Genomic DNA, 15,105 nt, shown 5'->3' with positions numbered 1-15,105 from the left:
CAATTGTGGCGATGATTGGGTTTTGTTTTCCTATCTTATCGTTTAAATACTTGAACACTAACATGCAGTTGCTCTAAATAATCAAAGTTATTGTATGTAAATGTTGTCACACTCAACTTGCATCATTAACTACTTCAAACATTATCTAAAAGACATCTATTATTTGATAAATAGAACTCACCGATTTCTTGCACATCTTTATCGTCACTTTGTAAAGCTAAAATCGCCAATTTTTTTGATAACTTCTGGCTAAATGAATTGAATAAATACATCAATATACCAAATGTTTCATAATCCTGTTGCTCTAAAGTAGGTGTAATATAATTCCAAATATGTTTTTCTAGCCACTGTGTATTGATACTTAAAATAATCTCTTGGCATAGTTTTGTATTGCCATCTAAATATTGCATAATGTTGATAATTTCAGGTAATAAGCTTATTTTGATTGCTTCTGGAAATTGTTTGATCAAGTGTAATAACAAGGGATCAAACTTTTGGGTTAAATGTGTTTTAATTAATTCAACGGCTTTAGGCTGATTAGCTAATAAATAGAGTTTATTTAATAAATTATCCTGTAGATTAATGCAGTCGGTTAAAAACTGATTTATATCATTAAATGAGTGCATATTTTGGGTTACCTGTTTTATCTATGATGTTGCTCAAGGTTTTATCTGGCAAAACCATATCCAATTATCATGATGAAAATAGAATGCAATATTGTTATCAGGGCAGATAAGTAGGCTATCATCATGAATATTATCTATACAATGGGTTGATATTTCCATCCCATTGGTATAGGCATCATAATAATATCCTGATTTAATGGTATAGTGCTTTATAATTTGAGTAAATTTTTCAAAAGCATTGTTATCAATTCTTACACAATGGTGATTCAAATGTTTATCAAGATGTTTGATGTTATTGGCAAATTTCTGCCACTTTCCATTAATTAGAAAGTGATATCGTTGTTTTTTATCTTTCTTTATAAAGTTGTTTATAAAAAAATTTAGATGATTCATAGTATATTGAATATCAAGTTATGATTTGACCTTTATATATTGCCATTCTATCTTAAAAAATACCTTTTAATTGTGTTTTTGATATTTTGATCTGTTTAGCGATGACTTCTACGTAGAATGAATCACTTTGAATAATGTAATGCCAATACTCACCGCGATCATATTGTCGCCAATTAGGGAAATGAGATTGTCGTTCATTGACTAATTGCTCAAGCCATGATGATTCAGGGATAACCCAATAACAAGAATTAACATCATCGCTATCACAATGGCTGTAGTAAGCGCACTGTTTGTTTCGTTCAAAGCGCATTGCCCAAACATTAGAAAACTGGAATATACCCGTAAATTTAGAATACTTTGCAGGTTTATACCATATTTTACAATAGGCGGTTAACGTATCGCCTTTGGAATTTATGACAATGTCATCGTTGGGAGCTTGCCAAAAAGGAAGTTCAATAGGATAGGCATGATCTTTGGCTTGTGAGCATTGATAAGTGATATCATGATTGGTTAAAATTGTTTGAATATGCTCATCAACGTGGCAATTAAGGTATTCATTTCCCGTTATCATAAAGGTAAGAATATAAGATGGGCTAAGAACAATATCAAAACTGCGATCGATTTTGTCATAAACCACTATAGTAAAATCATCTAACTTAGCTTTAGCGATACTGCTATCATTTTTGTAGGTGAATGTACTGTCAAAGGCTTGCGCAAGCTTGGCTAATAGTTGCTCAAATGAGCAATCCTCATCAATTAACAATCTTAACCATTTTTGGGGCGTATTCATCTGTTCCTGCTTAGCACTATTACTCTGCGATTAATTTAAGGCTGAACCGGTAACAATATTTGCCAGTTTGCCAATAATATTTATCAATTTTAATCTTTTTGGGGATGAATTGTTAGACTAATCTTATTTTTTTATTATCTGAATAATTTTATTAAACGATGATTTTAAATTGAAGATAACACCGAAAGTTAATTGATAGTTTTGCTATTTACTTATTTGTTAATGCTATCTATGTATAGATTGCCATAGTTAGGATTTTTGTTTATGTTAAATCTAAATCAATATATAACAAATATGCGAGGATATTGATATTATAACGTTTTCTCAAATTAGCATTTAATTAATCGTGCAACTATTTAAAAAATAGCAGTGCGACGCGTAAGTCGCACTGTTATTGCTTATATTATTGTTAGTGTCGTTGAATCGATTTAAATTTTTCTGTCGTTTGTTTTAATGCAATTTCTGTTGGTAAACGCTCCATCGAGCTTGCACCATAAAATCCATTACAATCAGGGCAATTTTTTAAGATATATTCAGCATCTTCTGGAGTAGCAATAGGGCCACCATGGCATAAAATAATAATGTCTGGACGAATTGCTTTAGCCGCTTTTGCCCATTGATTGATTAACGGCACACAGTCAGCTAGTTTCAATGCCGTTTCTGCACCAATACTTCCACCTGTCGTTAATCCCATATGAGGCACTAAAATATCTGCACCTGCTTTAGCCATATCGATCGCATTTTGTTCGCTAAATACATAAGGTGTTGTAAGCAGATCTTTTGCATGTGCTTTGCGAATCATTTCAACTTCTAAAGCGTATCCCATCCCTGTTTCTTCTAGGTTTGCTCTGAAGTTACCATCAATAAGCCCAACAGTTGGAAAGTTTTGTACGCCAGCAAATCCCGTTTCCTTTAATTGATCTAAAAATTGGTCAAATTGACAAAATGGATCCGTGCCATTTACACCTGCTAGCACTGGCGTATTTTTGACTACAGGCAATACTTCTTTAGCCATATCCATTACAATTTCGTTAGCATTGCCATAAGCAAGTAATCCAGCTAATGAACCCCTACCAGCCATACGGTAACGTCCAGAATTATAAATAACAATAAGATCGATACCACCTGCTTCTTCACATTTTGCTGATAACCCTGTACCCGCACCACCACCAATAATCGGTTGACCTTTAGCAATCATATCGTGGAATTTTTTTAACAATTGAGCTCGTTGACTACCCATTATATTCTCCAAATATCTATTTCATTATCTTTGTAAATTCTTTGATGATCAGATCACAAAACTGCGGTGAGTTTATATGATAGGGGGTTTTTATTAACTTTCTTTTTTCAGTTTGGATAAAGGTTTTTTCAAATTCATCAATAAATGCTTGATTAGCTTTTGGTGACCAAAAAGCACCATTTTCAATATCTAGAGCCGAAAATCCACCTTCAGGAATAATAAAAGTGACATAACCTTGGCATTGGTTAAGTTTATTTGCTATCCAATTAGCCATTTTTTTGTTTTCTTCTGGCGTTGTTCGCATTAAGGTCACTTGTGGATTATGTGGATAAAACAGACGATCTTTATATTTTTGTGGGATAGTATCAGGGCTAGCAAAATTTACCATATCAATTGCGCCGCACGATCCAATATAAGGTATTTGGCTTCTGGCAATGGCACCAAAACGATCTTCATCACAAGCTAAAACGCCATTGAATAAATAATCACAGACTTCAGTTGTTGTAATATCAAGCACACCATGGAGTAAATGGCTATCAGCGAGTTTTTCCATCGCTTTGCCACCACTGCCTGTAGCATGAAAAACCAAGCAATCATATTGATCGTGTAATTTAGCTGATACCGATTGAACACATGTCGTTGTAACACCAAACATAGTCAATCCAATTGCAGGCTTATCTTCAATCGTATTTTTGGTTTTAAATAGAACCGAGCCAGCAATAAAATTAGCCGCATTGGTTAAAACTTTTCTTGATATAACATTAATTCCAGCAATATCAGTAACCGAATACATCATTGCAATATCACTTGCACCGATATAACCCGAAATATCGCCAGATGCCATTGTTGATACCATGAGTTTAGGAATTCCAACAGGGAGTGATTGCATAGCAGGAGTAATTAATGCTGTTCCACCTGAACCACCTAAACCTAGTATGGCTTCTACATCATTTTGAGCCATCAAAAATAATTTGAACGCATCAGCCATTGCAACAATTGCCTTGCCTCTATCGCCACAAAAAACAACTTGTTTACCGTTTGGATGGTAACTAGCAACAGTTTCTGCGGAGATAGCAGCTAAATGTTTATATTGGTGAGGTTGTGTAGAAATATCGACAATCTTACAGTTAAGGTTTTTCAAATCGAGAAGATTTTTGATATAAACAATTTCTTCCCTTTTGGTATCTAATGTTGTAACTAAATAAATTGTACGAGTTGATGCCATTTATTACTCCTAAATAAGCTAATTAGGGAAATATTTGTAACAAAAGGATGATGAATTGTCATACATTATATATCAAAAATGAGATTTAAGTCTCATTTTTTTTGTGGAAAGATAAATTTTAACTAATTTATTAAAATACGGTATCATGTTTACGATTACTACAAATTAAATATATACTCAATGATTCAAAAGACTTTAATATCTTCCTCAGCATATACTGGTGTAAAAAAACGAACTTATGAACGTTTAATTAATACTGCATTAGAAGCATTAGAACAGGGTTGTGAACTGACTATAACTGAACTAGCTGATAAATCTGGTATATCCCGAGCAACAGCCTACCGCTATTTTCCAACACAAAGTGCTCTAATTACAGCCGTAGTTGAAAGTTCATTAGAACCTATTTTTAGTTGGCGATCAAAAAAACAAAATGCAGACGAACGTATTCATGATTTTTTAGCTTTCGCCTTTCCACAAATGTTAAAACATGAAGGGGCATTACGCGCAGCACTAAGGGTTTCATTACAACAATGGGCAACAGAACGAGCGTCATTATCACCACTAACCGAAAAATTTGTACGAGGTAATCGCAAAGAAATCCTTTCAACAGTATTGTTACCACTCAAAGCTGAACTTCCAGATGAACTTTATGATAAAGTAATTTATTCTATTTCAATCATTTATGGATCTGAAATATTTATGGTCCTTAAAGACATCTGGAGGCTTGATGACCAGTCTGTAATATCGTTATCGCAATGGATAGCTAAAGCAATCATTAATCAAGCCAAACAAGATGCGTCGAAAATTTGATTGGCTACTGAAATAACTCAGCCCCACAATTTTGCTTAGTGGTATTGAATGGGTTGTTTACATTGTTCATCGTGAACTAAAAGTAAACAGGTATTACTTGATAATACCGCTTGTTGCAAGCGCTGTTTATCTTGTTCATTAAGATCGTTAATGCAAGCAACGATATAACTACAGGTATTGCTTCGTAAAGCCTTTTCTATCGTCGATATTAAATTTTCACTTTTTAAATTACTTAAATGGATAACTTTTTGTTTGTCGAGTCCAGCAGTATTGATCCATGCACGTTTTAACATTGGGCGATTTGATAACCATAATTGCCATTTTTTGGCTTTATTCAATGATTTTAATAAAGGTCGCTGTTGTTGCAGCAGTTGTTGGAACGGTGATTCAAAGTGAATAGCCATAAGTTGTTGTGATGAATGTTCAATTAACATAATAACCTCGATACTGTTTGTATATACAGTGTATATTAATACAGTATTTTGGCGTTGTAAACTTTATTTACGATCATTTTTTGTATTATTTATAAATAGTACAACTTTAAGGACGCAACCATTGATATGACAAGATTCCTAAAAAAGTTGTTAAAACTGATCCAACAACATGTATCAATATGGTTGCTAATCCCCAAGATATTCGACCTTCTTGTAAAAAGTTAACAATTTCAGCTGAAAAAGTTGAAAAGGTTGACAGACCACCACAAAAACCCGTTATCACAAGTAATCGCCATTCGGCTGAAAGATTAGAGTGATTAAAGAAAGCAATAGCAAAGCCAATAATATAACCTGCAACTAAATTAGACAGTAGTGTGCCTAGTGGAATTGCAAAAGCAATAATATTCAATTTAAGCGATAAAAACCAACGCAATAAACCACCCGCCACAGAGCCAACTGAAATGGCTAAAATAAGTTTCAACATAGATAATCCTTAATTAGCAAAAGAGAAATCTAACCGTATTAAGATAAAATGCAACCTTTTACTTACAATAATTAATACTTTAAGGTAAACATCACATTAATTACCAAAAAATTTAGTCATGATTATAACGATAGAAGATAGAAACGAATATCGTTTTATCCAAGTTTTATTTTGGGTTTTTATTGAATAATAATAAATAAAGACAGGACTTAATATTATTTGCCTATACAATTAATTTAATCATTAGGAAATTATGATTTGATTAGGCTAAAATAGCCATTAAAAATTGATATAGCAAAGGGGGAAATATTGTGTTTACAGGAATTGTACAAGGAGTGGGTCAAATTATTGATATTAAAGATCAAGATAAATTAATAACATATAAAGTCAAATTACCGCATCACTTAACCGATAAAATTGAAATTGGTGCTTCAATTGCCAATGATGGCTGTTGTTTAACTGTGACAGGCTTTGATAAAGATGTCGTGTCTTTTGATATTATGGCAGAAACCCTAGCATTGACCACATTAGGTGATAAAAAAATTAATGATTACGTCAATATCGAGCGTAGCGCCAAATATGGTGACGAAATTGGTGGACATGTGATGTCTGGGCATATCTCTTGCACCGCAACCATTATTGATATTCAAAAAACCGCAACAAACTGCCATATGGCGTTAAAGTTGCCGCCACAATTTAGCAAATATGTATTATATAAAGGCTTTATTGGAATCGACGGCGCTAGTTTGACCGTTGGCGAAGTTAACGATAATTGCTTCGATATCCATTTAATTCCTGAAACACTTGCAATTACCACATTAGACGCTAAAAAAGTCGGAGATAAAGTCAATATTGAAATTGACTCACAAACTCAAGCCATTGTTGATACTGTTGAACGAGTATTAGCCGCAAAAGAATGATAATATTAATCGAATTTGTGTCAGATTTAAGCTAATTTGTGCTGATTATAGATTGAAAATTCCTTATGATGGATTTTATTTAATAGTCAAAAGAGGTTAACATGCGTATTTTGTACAAAGCGAAAGCCATTATTTATAGTACATTATTATTGAGCACAAGTTGCAGTTATGCGGCACAATTACAATTAACTAGCACTGATCTTATCGATAAAGGGTTTACAGCTCGGTTTATATCCAATCAATTTGGTTGCCAAGGCGAAAATATATCTCCGCAAATTTCATGGCAAAATCTACCCAAAGCGACAAAAAGTTTAGTATTAACTATGTATGATCCTGATGCACCAACGGGTTCTGGCTGGTGGCATTGGGTGATTGTTAATATTCCTGTACAAACGCCGTTTATTAAACAATCAGCAGGAAATAATCCCAATTTATTACCTAAAGGAAGTAGGTTAGTACGTAATGATTTTGGCGTAATAAATTACGGCGGTCCATGTCCTGCGCTAAATTCGACTCATCGATATCAATTTACACTTTATGCACTAGACATTGATCACATTGAGGTTGATGAACAAACCACACCAGCTCTAATTGGTTTTATTGCTAATTCGCATCAAATAGCGAAGGCAGATATGATTTACTCCTACTCACGTTGATATTGGTTAATAGGCTATTAGGATTATGGATTTTGCTTCAATTGGTCGAGTGACTTATATAACACAACGTTGTAATCAAACCCTAAAGCAGATTCACAGCAATGATCCTATGATTGTCTATGTCATAAATGGCGAAAAACAGATTGAATGTGAGGGCGAATATTTTAAGGTAAAAACAGGTCAATTAGTCCTAATTCCAGCAGGTAATTTAATGAATATAAATAATTTTTATATTGATGATAAGGATTATCAAGCCATCTGTTATTCTTGGCATGCACAGTTAATAGACCAATTTGCTTTATCTCATCTTTATCAGAGTAGTCAAGTTCTTAAAAAAATTAAAGTTGAAACAATATTACCTGAAACTTTTATTACTCGAGTGATACAGATTAAAACAGAATTATTGACACATAACCAATGCAATTCTAATCTTGTTAAACATTTATTTATTGAATTATTAATCAGATTATCTGCATTTGGTGTGTATTTTCCCCTGAATAATAACCCAAAAATTAGCCAAAAAATTCGCGAAATTATTAACCAGCAGCCAGACAAAAAGTGGCAGGCAGCAGAAATTGCTAAACAATTTGCTATGAGCGAATCAACTTTAAGGCGACATCTTGCTTTAGAAGGATATAATTTATCTAAAATTATCTTAGATATAAGAATGAATTTTGGTTTAATGCTGTTGCAAACTACCCAAAAAACGATCCTACAAATTGCCCAAGAAGTGGGATATGAATCAGGCTCTCGTTTTACTTTTTACTTTAAACAACGTTTTGGATTTTCACCAAAGAGGCTACGTTAGTCAATTTTTTATCGCTAACATTTAATTTTATTTATTCAATTATTTTTATGCATGTCCATTAACATGGTTTCTCAAACTACTGTATATAGCGCTAGCAATTCCTACAGATTGTCAATTATTTTATCATAGTAATCAAATTTGATGATATAAAGTTTACAATTGATAAGCCAATTGATACGATCTATATCTAGTTATTTTTTATATATTCAATAATTATGCTTTATCTTATTTTGGTAACGATTATTTGGTCATTTTCATTTAGTTTTATTGCGGTTTATTTAAGTGGACAAGTGGATTCTTGGTTTGCTGTTGTGATGCGAGTGCTACTTGCCTTTATGACTTTTATTCCATTTTTACGTTTTAAAAATATTCGTTTTAAGCAGATGTTGCTTTTAATGGGAGTGGGGGCATGTCAATTAGGGATTATGTACTTTTTTTATTATAATTCTTTTCAATATATTTTGGTGCCTGAAGTCCTGTTATTTACTATTTTTACTCCAATTTATGTCACAGTTATTTATGATTTATTGCAGCATCATCCATTAAGGCTTAGCTATCTTTTAATGGCAATTATTGCGGTAATTGGCGCAGCTATTATTCGCTATGATCATATTAGTGCTAATTTTATTATTGGTTTTTTATTGATCCAGGGTGCTAATATCGTTTTTGCATTAGGTCAAGTAGGATATAAAAGGATTATGGAAGTTTATCCAATGCCCCAACATCAAGCTTTTGCATGGGTTTATTTAGGCGCTGTGGTTGTTGCTATTTTAGGCTGGCTGCTGTTTGGTGATGCATCAAAATTACCAACAACTAGTTTGCAATGGGGAATTATTATTTGGCTTGGAATTGTTGCTTCTGGTGTGTGTTACTTTTTATGGAATTATGGTGCAACCAAAGTGGATTCGGGCACTTTGGCTATTATGAATAACATGGTAATTCCAACAGGGATTTTGGTGAATGTGGTGATTTGGCATAAATCAATAGACTGGGGACGCTTTATAATAGGTAGTATAGTCATTATGTTGGCACTATTGCTACACTACAAAGTTAAAAATCGCTCATTAAGTTAAGAACAATAATCTGTAGGAGTTATTCGCGTTATTGACAGTAATTTGAGAAATGACCGTCACAAATGGACATAAAAAACAGAACTAACGCCAAATCAAAGATTGGCGATATGACGCTTATATCATAAAGAAAAATAATCGCCACTGATTTGGCTAAACGTTTTGGTGAGTCGTCCGACCATTTGTAACCTGCTTAAAAAGCCTGATTGAAGCTATTTGCCTACTTAACTGGTAGCAACAAACGTTATAAAACCATTAACTATTGAATTAACCATATGATTAAAATTGAAAAATAGATTAAAGATAAATTAAGACGGCAAGCCAAACATTCATTTTTCAGGTGATATGTTTTGTAAAAAATATTCAGGATTCTATACCGTTTGGTGATTAATTAAGACTCTGCAGTATCGCATTTGTTAGATTCAAAAGATAGAAAATGATTTATTCACTTTTATAATATGGTTAAACCAAATAAGTTGATTTTAAGTAAAACGCATTATGCATTGTTAGCGGATGATTTCAATTATGAAGTGTAAGCAATCTGGTGTTTTCCTACAAATAAGTGTTTAAGGTAAATGTGTCATAATTGATAAAATTAACGGTGTTGTAATAGAAGATAACGTCGTTGATATTAATAAGCTTGAAGCAATAGGGCCTTGCAACACTTCAAACTGCCTTGCCATCATATAACAATTTATCGCAATTGAAACTGAACTGAGTAATACCACAACTTGCAATTCTAAAGTTGGTAGTCCAATGAGTTTACCTAAAATATAAGTAACAATAGGTAACACTGTCAATTTTAATGTGCAGATAGCTGTTGTAATTAAAAGTTTATCGCGAATTTTATATTCAGCCAATCCCATTCCTAAAACAATTAATGAAAGAGGTGCGGTCATCTCACTCACCATTTTGGTTGATTTATCGATAAAGTTAGGTAACGGTAAACCAATAAAATTCACTACAATGCCTGTAAAAATTCCAATAATAATGGGATTTTTTGAAACATTTTTAAAGGCTTTAACAATCCCTTTAGTTGAAAATTTTCCCATTTGCACAAATTCAATAGAAACCGTCGCAAGCGTCCATAAAATTAATGCATTAAAGATAACGACAATGGCAACAATGGGGATGGCATCATCGCCTAATAACATTTTAATAATAGGAATACCAACAAACACTGTATTGGTGTAAATACTACCCATAGCAAATATTGTACTTTCTGAGCCATTTAACTTAAATATTTTTGATGCAATTAAGCAGCCAATTGCAAAGACGATAAAGGATCCACCAAAAAAGACGAATAACAGTTTTATATCGATTTGCGAATGTTCAGAAAAATGGCTCATGATCTGAAACAGCATGATGGGAAATGCAATATAAAAGGTAAATTTGGTTAAGCTATCGGTGACTGTTTTTTGCCAACGACCTAGTTTAACCGCTAAAAAACCCAATAAAATTAGCATAAAAAGGGGCAGGGTAGATAAAAACTGCGCCCATAATGTAGTAAAAAATTCCATCGTTATTATTTTATTAATGATTGCGTATGAAGTACCATTCTAAGTCAGTTGAGCGTTTTGAATCAAATTGATAGCCTTCTAGATTAAAACTTTTAATATCGTCACTCTTTTCAATGCAATTTTTTATAATGTATCGACTCATCAGTCCGCGTGCTTTTTTAGCATAAAAACTGATAACTTTATAAGTATCTTTGCTTTGATCTAAAAAGATGGGCTGAATAATAGTTGCGTTTAATTGTTTTGGTTTGATCGCTTTGAAATATTCGTTTGAGGCTAAATTGATTAATGTGCGATGTGATGATTTGGCTAATTCGCTATTAAGGTGTTGAGTTAATTTATCGCCCCAAAATTGATAAAGGTTAGTATTATCGCCATTTTTTAAGCGGATCCCCATTTCTAAACGATAAGGTTGAATTAGGTCAAGTGGTCTTAAAATACCATAAAGACCTGATAATATTCTTAAATGAGATTGTGCAAACTGTAGATCTTTATCAGTAAAATCTTCAACATGTAATCCTTCGTAAACATCACCTTTAAAAGCAAGTATGGCTTGTCTTGCATTTTCAAGATTAAAATCACTATGCCAATTTTTGAATCGTTCATAATTGAGTTCGGCTAATTTTTCGCTAATAGACATTAAATTAGCCAAATTCTCAATACTTAATTTTTGGCAATCTTCAATGAGTATTTTAGTTGAGTTAATAAATTGAGGTAATGTATGATTTTGGGTTAATAATGGTGATTGGTAATCCAAAGTTTTTGCTGGAGAAATAATTGTTATCATAACGTATATAGCCTATTGTATTTTGCAATAAATAGGTTTATTTTACATCTAATTCAATCCAAAGGAGTAGCAAAATGAACATCGATAAAAAAGAAATACATGATATTAAATCTTGGGCTTCTGTTCGTGAAACCTCGATTGAAATTGCAGAGGCGATTTTTGAGCTAGCTAACCATGATGAAAAACTTGCCGAACAAATTTGGTCGGAAGGTAGTGATGAAGTGTTGAAACTCGCGTTTTCTAAAACCAAAGCCGATAAGTTGTTCTGGGGTGAGCAAACTATTGAGCGTAAAAATGTTTAAATCTTTATGAATTTAACTTTCTTAGGGACAAGTGCTGGTTCCCCAACAGCAGAGCGCAATGTAAGTAGTATGGTACTTGATCTTAGACAAGAGAGGGGTAAGTTATGGCTTTTTGATTGTGGCGAGACAACTCAGATGCAAATGCAAAAAGCCAAATGTAGCCTCGCTAAACTTGAGATCATTTTTTTAACGCATTTACATGGTGATCATGTATTTGGGCTACCGGGTGTTTTAACGTCTCGTTCTTTGATGCAAAATCAATCACCTTTAACATTGATTGCTCCGAAAGGAATTAAACAGCTTGTCGAAACAGTTATTGAAATTAGCTATTCTTGGTTAACCTATCCGCTCAATATTATTGAACTTGAAGAAAATGGCATTGTTTTTGAAGATAATCAGTTTCAAGTTGAAGCTAAACTGCTAAAACATCGTGTGCCGTGTTTTGGTTATCGTATTATTGAAAAAGATCTACCAGCTCAGCTTGATATCGATAAATTAAAGCAAGCTAATATTCAGGCTGGTTCTTATTATAGTGATCTAAAAAAAGGTAAAACGGTAACTTTAGATGATGGGCGCATTATTCGTGGAGTTGATTATCAAAGTAAAGTAAAAAAAGGCAAAAAGCTGGCTATTTTAGGTGATACCATACCTTGTCAAGCATCGATTGAGCTTGCTAATGATGTGGATTTGCTTGTTCATGAAGCAACACAAGAAAACGCACTAAAAGATAAAGCACTCGAACGTGGGCATTCTACAACCATTCATGCCGCAACCATTGCCAAACAAGCCAAGGCCAAGCGGCTTATTATGACTCATATAAGCCCTAGATATAGTTTGAATGATAATAAAAAGTTAGTTAATGAAGCAAAAAGTGTCTTTGTTAATACTGAAATCGCTACCGATTTTGCATCCTTTCACGTTTAATTAATCAAATTTTTTTATTAAACTTCGCCGAAGTTATCGGCGAAGTGAGATAATTGACTAAAGACAAAAATCCTTAATTAGCCTTTCTATAGCTACTTTGGTTGGTTTTAAAAAGTCCATGGAAATAAACTCATCCGGTTGATGTGCTTGTTCGATTGATCCCGGCCCTAATACAATGGTCGGCGAGATTTGATTTAAGTATGGTGCTTCGGTGCTATAGTTAACCGTTTCGGCACTATGACCGACTAATTTTTCAATGTGTTGTAATGCTGGATGATCTTTTTTACATTCATATCCCGGAATTGGAGTAACCTCGTATTTTATCTCGATTCGATTTGGGTATTTATCCATAACGGGTTGTAGTACTTCACAAAGCGCATGATAAAGTGAATCAACATCGTTATCGGGCAATGCACGAATATCAATCACTAGCTCACAACAACCACAAATACGGTTGGCAGCATCGCCTCCGTGAATAACACCTAAATTTAGGGTAGGGTAAGGAACGCTAAATCCGTCATTATGATATTGTTCTTTAAATTTTTGTTTTAGTACTAACAAGCGTTCAATGACTAAATTCATCACTTCGATAGCGTTAATACCTTTATCGGGATCGCTCGAATGTCCTGATTTACCAATCACTTTAATGGAATTAGAGATAAATCCTTTATGTGCACGAATTGGGATTAACGATGTTGGTTCACCAATGATAGTGCAGTCAGGTTGTAGTTTGGTATTCTTGGCAAAAAATGTCGCACCAGCCATTGATGTTTCTTCATCGGCAGTGGCAAGGATATAAATGGGTTTAGTTAACTTTTTAAGATCAATGTCACGTAGAGCATCTAAAATAAAGGCAAAAAATCCTTTCATATCAGCGGTACCAAGCCCATACAGCTTATTATTTTCTTCGGTTAGTTTAAAAGGATCTTTAGTCCACTGCCCATCGTCAAACGGGACAGTATCACTGTGTCCACTTAACAATAACCCGCCTTGTGTTTTATTTTCGCTATTTGAATAAGTAGCTAACATATTATATTTATGGCGAGTATTAGGAACGGGTTGGATATCAATAACAAAACCTAAATCTTCAAACCAACTTGCTAACTTATCGATAAGTGGTTTATTAGAATAATCTAATTGCTCGTTAGTAACGTTACTAATTGTTGGTGTTGAAATTAATTCATTATATAGTGTTAAAAAAGATGGTAGCGTCATAAATGCACCTTTAAATGACAAATCGAAGATATACTTTTAATAATGTTATAAGCATACCATTTACATTATTTTTTGCATACAACTAACCACTTTGTTTCAATTAATGTTTTATGTTTTGATAGTATTCAATATGTACATTAACTAATGTATAGTTAGCTGATTATGAGTTAAATTGACTGCTAAATTTGTTGAATGTGGTGTTTTTTATGACTTTTATTCATGTTTTAGATAAGCATTTTATATAATAGGAGGAAGGGGAATGATTATATGAAAAATAAACAAAACAATATCATAAAAGTACGGCAAACATTACCTGATAATGTAAGCTTTATTGCAGAAGAAATTGATTATTTAGATTGTCAAAAAAAAGATATTTCTAAAAAATTGACAGCCTATGAAGCTTATAAAATGATGACATCTTATCAACCTAGATGGCTAAAAATACTCTTTAAAATAAGGGATTGTTTAGTGAAATTAATCGGTGTCAAAGCGATTAATGGATTTGATAGTTCTGCGGAAAATAAGCATCAACCAGACGAAAGCAATATGGCCGATTTTTTTACTATAACAGAGGAAACCAACGATAAACTGACATTAGTTGTAAAAGATTGCCATTTAGATGTATGTGTTTGTATTCGTGTTGTAGATAAAGGTAATGACATAAGTAAAAATACAGTATATTTAATTGCATCAGTTAAAAATCACAATATCTGGGGGAAATTATATATGTTACCCGTTGCTATTTTACATCCTTATATTGTTAATAAATTATTTGAAAATATAAAATAATAAGTCATTTATTATAAATAACTTATCAAGTTGTAATGAGCATATCAGCTTTATTGCATAATATAGTGATGTTATTAATTTCAAATCTATAAATAAAATATAAAACCATCCTGCT

General features: G+C 33.0%; 18 protein-coding genes. 8 read left to right on the top strand and 10 right to left on the bottom strand.

What is annotated here, in order from left to right:
• Positions 1-134: 134 nt before the first annotated feature.
• The 5 genes from GQ593_RS04255 to GQ593_RS04235 form a co-directional block, all read right to left on the bottom strand.
• A complete protein-coding gene (locus tag GQ593_RS04255) occupies positions 135-626 on the bottom strand; it encodes a hypothetical protein (RefSeq protein ID WP_160430844.1) in 492 nt (163 codons plus the stop codon).
• A gap of 33 nt (positions 627-659) precedes the next feature.
• Positions 660-1,019: a hypothetical protein gene (locus GQ593_RS04250; protein ID WP_160430843.1), complete on the bottom strand. Its 360-nt coding sequence runs from the start codon at positions 1,017-1,019 to the stop codon at positions 660-662.
• A gap of 52 nt (positions 1,020-1,071) precedes the next feature.
• The gene (locus GQ593_RS13585; RefSeq protein ID WP_202115370.1) at positions 1,072-1,809 is read right to left on the bottom strand and encodes a hypothetical protein; all 738 of its coding nucleotides are present in this window, start codon (positions 1,807-1,809) and stop codon (positions 1,072-1,074) included.
• A 409-nt stretch (positions 1,810-2,218) separates the two neighbouring features.
• Entirely contained in the window at positions 2,219-3,049 is an 831-nt protein-coding gene (locus GQ593_RS04240; protein WP_160430841.1) for a phosphoenolpyruvate hydrolase family protein, read from the bottom strand.
• 16 nt (positions 3,050-3,065) lie between these two features.
• Positions 3,066-4,274, bottom strand: coding sequence for a Tm-1-like ATP-binding domain-containing protein (locus GQ593_RS04235; protein WP_160430839.1), 1,209 nt, complete (start codon positions 4,272-4,274; stop codon positions 3,066-3,068).
• A gap of 180 nt (positions 4,275-4,454) precedes the next feature.
• On the opposite strand from GQ593_RS04235, the gene GQ593_RS04230 reads away from it, so the two are divergent.
• On the top strand, positions 4,455-5,084 hold the full coding sequence (locus GQ593_RS04230) for a TetR/AcrR family transcriptional regulator (protein WP_160430837.1): 630 nt from the start codon (positions 4,455-4,457) through the stop codon (positions 5,082-5,084).
• 35 nt (positions 5,085-5,119) lie between these two features.
• Here GQ593_RS04230 and GQ593_RS04225 read toward each other — a convergent pair whose 3' ends face one another.
• Both GQ593_RS04225 and crcB read right to left on the bottom strand, forming a co-directional pair.
• Entirely contained in the window at positions 5,120-5,518 is a 399-nt protein-coding gene (locus tag GQ593_RS04225) for a SulA-like leucine-rich domain-containing protein (RefSeq protein WP_160430835.1), read from the bottom strand.
• A 106-nt stretch (positions 5,519-5,624) separates the two neighbouring features.
• Complete coding sequence (gene crcB / locus GQ593_RS04220) at positions 5,625-6,002, bottom strand: fluoride efflux transporter CrcB (RefSeq protein WP_160430833.1); 378 nt, start codon at positions 6,000-6,002, stop codon at positions 5,625-5,627.
• 311 nt (positions 6,003-6,313) lie between these two features.
• Between crcB and GQ593_RS04215 the strand changes: the two genes are divergently transcribed.
• From GQ593_RS04215 to GQ593_RS04200, 4 genes are all read left to right on the top strand, one after another.
• Complete coding sequence (locus GQ593_RS04215; protein ID WP_160430831.1) at positions 6,314-6,922, top strand: riboflavin synthase subunit alpha; 609 nt, start codon at positions 6,314-6,316, stop codon at positions 6,920-6,922.
• A 101-nt stretch (positions 6,923-7,023) separates the two neighbouring features.
• Positions 7,024-7,578, top strand: coding sequence for a YbhB/YbcL family Raf kinase inhibitor-like protein (locus GQ593_RS04210; protein WP_160402640.1), 555 nt, complete (start codon positions 7,024-7,026; stop codon positions 7,576-7,578).
• 25 nt (positions 7,579-7,603) lie between these two features.
• Entirely contained in the window at positions 7,604-8,386 is a 783-nt protein-coding gene (locus GQ593_RS04205) for an AraC family transcriptional regulator (protein WP_160430829.1), read from the top strand.
• Positions 8,387-8,601: 215 nt separating this feature from the next.
• Positions 8,602-9,459: a carboxylate/amino acid/amine transporter gene (locus tag GQ593_RS04200; protein WP_160430827.1), complete on the top strand. Its 858-nt coding sequence runs from the start codon at positions 8,602-8,604 to the stop codon at positions 9,457-9,459.
• Between the two features lie 563 nt (positions 9,460-10,022).
• On the opposite strand, the gene GQ593_RS04195 is transcribed toward GQ593_RS04200, so the two are convergent.
• Positions 10,023-10,976 carry an AEC family transporter gene (locus GQ593_RS04195; RefSeq protein ID WP_160430826.1) on the bottom strand — a complete coding sequence of 318 codons (954 nt, stop codon included), beginning with the start codon at positions 10,974-10,976 and terminating at the stop codon, positions 10,023-10,025.
• Positions 10,977-10,989: 13 nt separating this feature from the next.
• Complete coding sequence (yaaA, locus tag GQ593_RS04190; RefSeq protein ID WP_160430824.1) at positions 10,990-11,760, bottom strand: peroxide stress protein YaaA; 771 nt, start codon at positions 11,758-11,760, stop codon at positions 10,990-10,992.
• Positions 11,761-11,834: 74 nt separating this feature from the next.
• Between yaaA and GQ593_RS04185 the strand changes: the two genes are divergently transcribed.
• Positions 11,835-12,062: a YccJ family protein gene (locus GQ593_RS04185; RefSeq protein ID WP_085247933.1), complete on the top strand. Its 228-nt coding sequence runs from the start codon at positions 11,835-11,837 to the stop codon at positions 12,060-12,062.
• Positions 12,063-12,068: 6 nt separating this feature from the next.
• Positions 12,069-12,986, top strand: a complete 918-nt coding sequence (gene rnz, locus GQ593_RS04180) for a ribonuclease Z (protein ID WP_160430822.1) — start codon at positions 12,069-12,071, stop codon at positions 12,984-12,986.
• A gap of 57 nt (positions 12,987-13,043) precedes the next feature.
• Here the strand turns inward: rnz and argE are convergent, their stop codons facing one another.
• Positions 13,044-14,201 carry an acetylornithine deacetylase gene (argE, locus tag GQ593_RS04175; protein ID WP_160430819.1) on the bottom strand — a complete coding sequence of 386 codons (1,158 nt, stop codon included), beginning with the start codon at positions 14,199-14,201 and terminating at the stop codon, positions 13,044-13,046.
• A 267-nt stretch (positions 14,202-14,468) separates the two neighbouring features.
• On the opposite strand from argE, the gene GQ593_RS04170 reads away from it, so the two are divergent.
• Entirely contained in the window at positions 14,469-14,990 is a 522-nt protein-coding gene (locus GQ593_RS04170) for a DUF2867 domain-containing protein (RefSeq protein WP_160402647.1), read from the top strand.
• Positions 14,991-15,105: the final 115 nt, after the last annotated feature.

The sequence above is a fragment of the Gilliamella sp. Pas-s25 genome (genome assembly GCF_009795885.1).
GTDB lineage: Bacteria > Pseudomonadota > Gammaproteobacteria > Enterobacterales > Orbaceae > Gilliamella.
Note: the sequence above shows the minus strand (reverse complement) of the source record. Positions and strands in the feature narration are given on the sequence as shown.

Excerpts from the sequence above, each read along its gene's own strand:
- GQ593_RS04240 (WP_160430841.1), bottom strand. The coding sequence starts at position 3,049 with ATGGGTAGTCAACGAGCTCAATTGTTAAAAAAATTCCACGATATGATT.
- GQ593_RS04255 (WP_160430844.1), bottom strand. The coding sequence starts at position 626 with ATGCACTCATTTAATGATATAAATCAGTTTTTAACCGACTGCATTAAT.
- yaaA (WP_160430824.1), bottom strand. The coding sequence starts at position 11,760 with ATGATAACAATTATTTCTCCAGCAAAAACTTTGGATTACCAATCACCA.
- rnz (WP_160430822.1), top strand. The coding sequence starts at position 12,069 with ATGAATTTAACTTTCTTAGGGACAAGTGCTGGTTCCCCAACAGCAGAG.
- GQ593_RS04195 (WP_160430826.1), bottom strand. The coding sequence starts at position 10,976 with ATGGAATTTTTTACTACATTATGGGCGCAGTTTTTATCTACCCTGCCC.
- argE (WP_160430819.1), bottom strand. The coding sequence starts at position 14,201 with ATGACGCTACCATCTTTTTTAACACTATATAATGAATTAATTTCAACA.
- GQ593_RS04230 (WP_160430837.1), top strand. The coding sequence starts at position 4,455 with ATGATTCAAAAGACTTTAATATCTTCCTCAGCATATACTGGTGTAAAA.
- GQ593_RS04235 (WP_160430839.1), bottom strand. The coding sequence starts at position 4,274 with ATGGCATCAACTCGTACAATTTATTTAGTTACAACATTAGATACCAAA.
- GQ593_RS04250 (WP_160430843.1), bottom strand. The coding sequence starts at position 1,019 with ATGAATCATCTAAATTTTTTTATAAACAACTTTATAAAGAAAGATAAA.
- GQ593_RS04170 (WP_160402647.1), top strand. The coding sequence starts at position 14,469 with ATGAAAAATAAACAAAACAATATCATAAAAGTACGGCAAACATTACCT.
- GQ593_RS13585 (WP_202115370.1), bottom strand. The coding sequence starts at position 1,809 with ATGAATACGCCCCAAAAATGGTTAAGATTGTTAATTGATGAGGATTGC.
- GQ593_RS04205 (WP_160430829.1), top strand. The coding sequence starts at position 7,604 with ATGGATTTTGCTTCAATTGGTCGAGTGACTTATATAACACAACGTTGT.
- GQ593_RS04185 (WP_085247933.1), top strand. The coding sequence starts at position 11,835 with ATGAACATCGATAAAAAAGAAATACATGATATTAAATCTTGGGCTTCT.
- GQ593_RS04200 (WP_160430827.1), top strand. The coding sequence starts at position 8,602 with ATGCTTTATCTTATTTTGGTAACGATTATTTGGTCATTTTCATTTAGT.
- crcB (WP_160430833.1), bottom strand. The coding sequence starts at position 6,002 with ATGTTGAAACTTATTTTAGCCATTTCAGTTGGCTCTGTGGCGGGTGGT.
- GQ593_RS04210 (WP_160402640.1), top strand. The coding sequence starts at position 7,024 with ATGCGTATTTTGTACAAAGCGAAAGCCATTATTTATAGTACATTATTA.
- GQ593_RS04225 (WP_160430835.1), bottom strand. The coding sequence starts at position 5,518 with ATGTTAATTGAACATTCATCACAACAACTTATGGCTATTCACTTTGAA.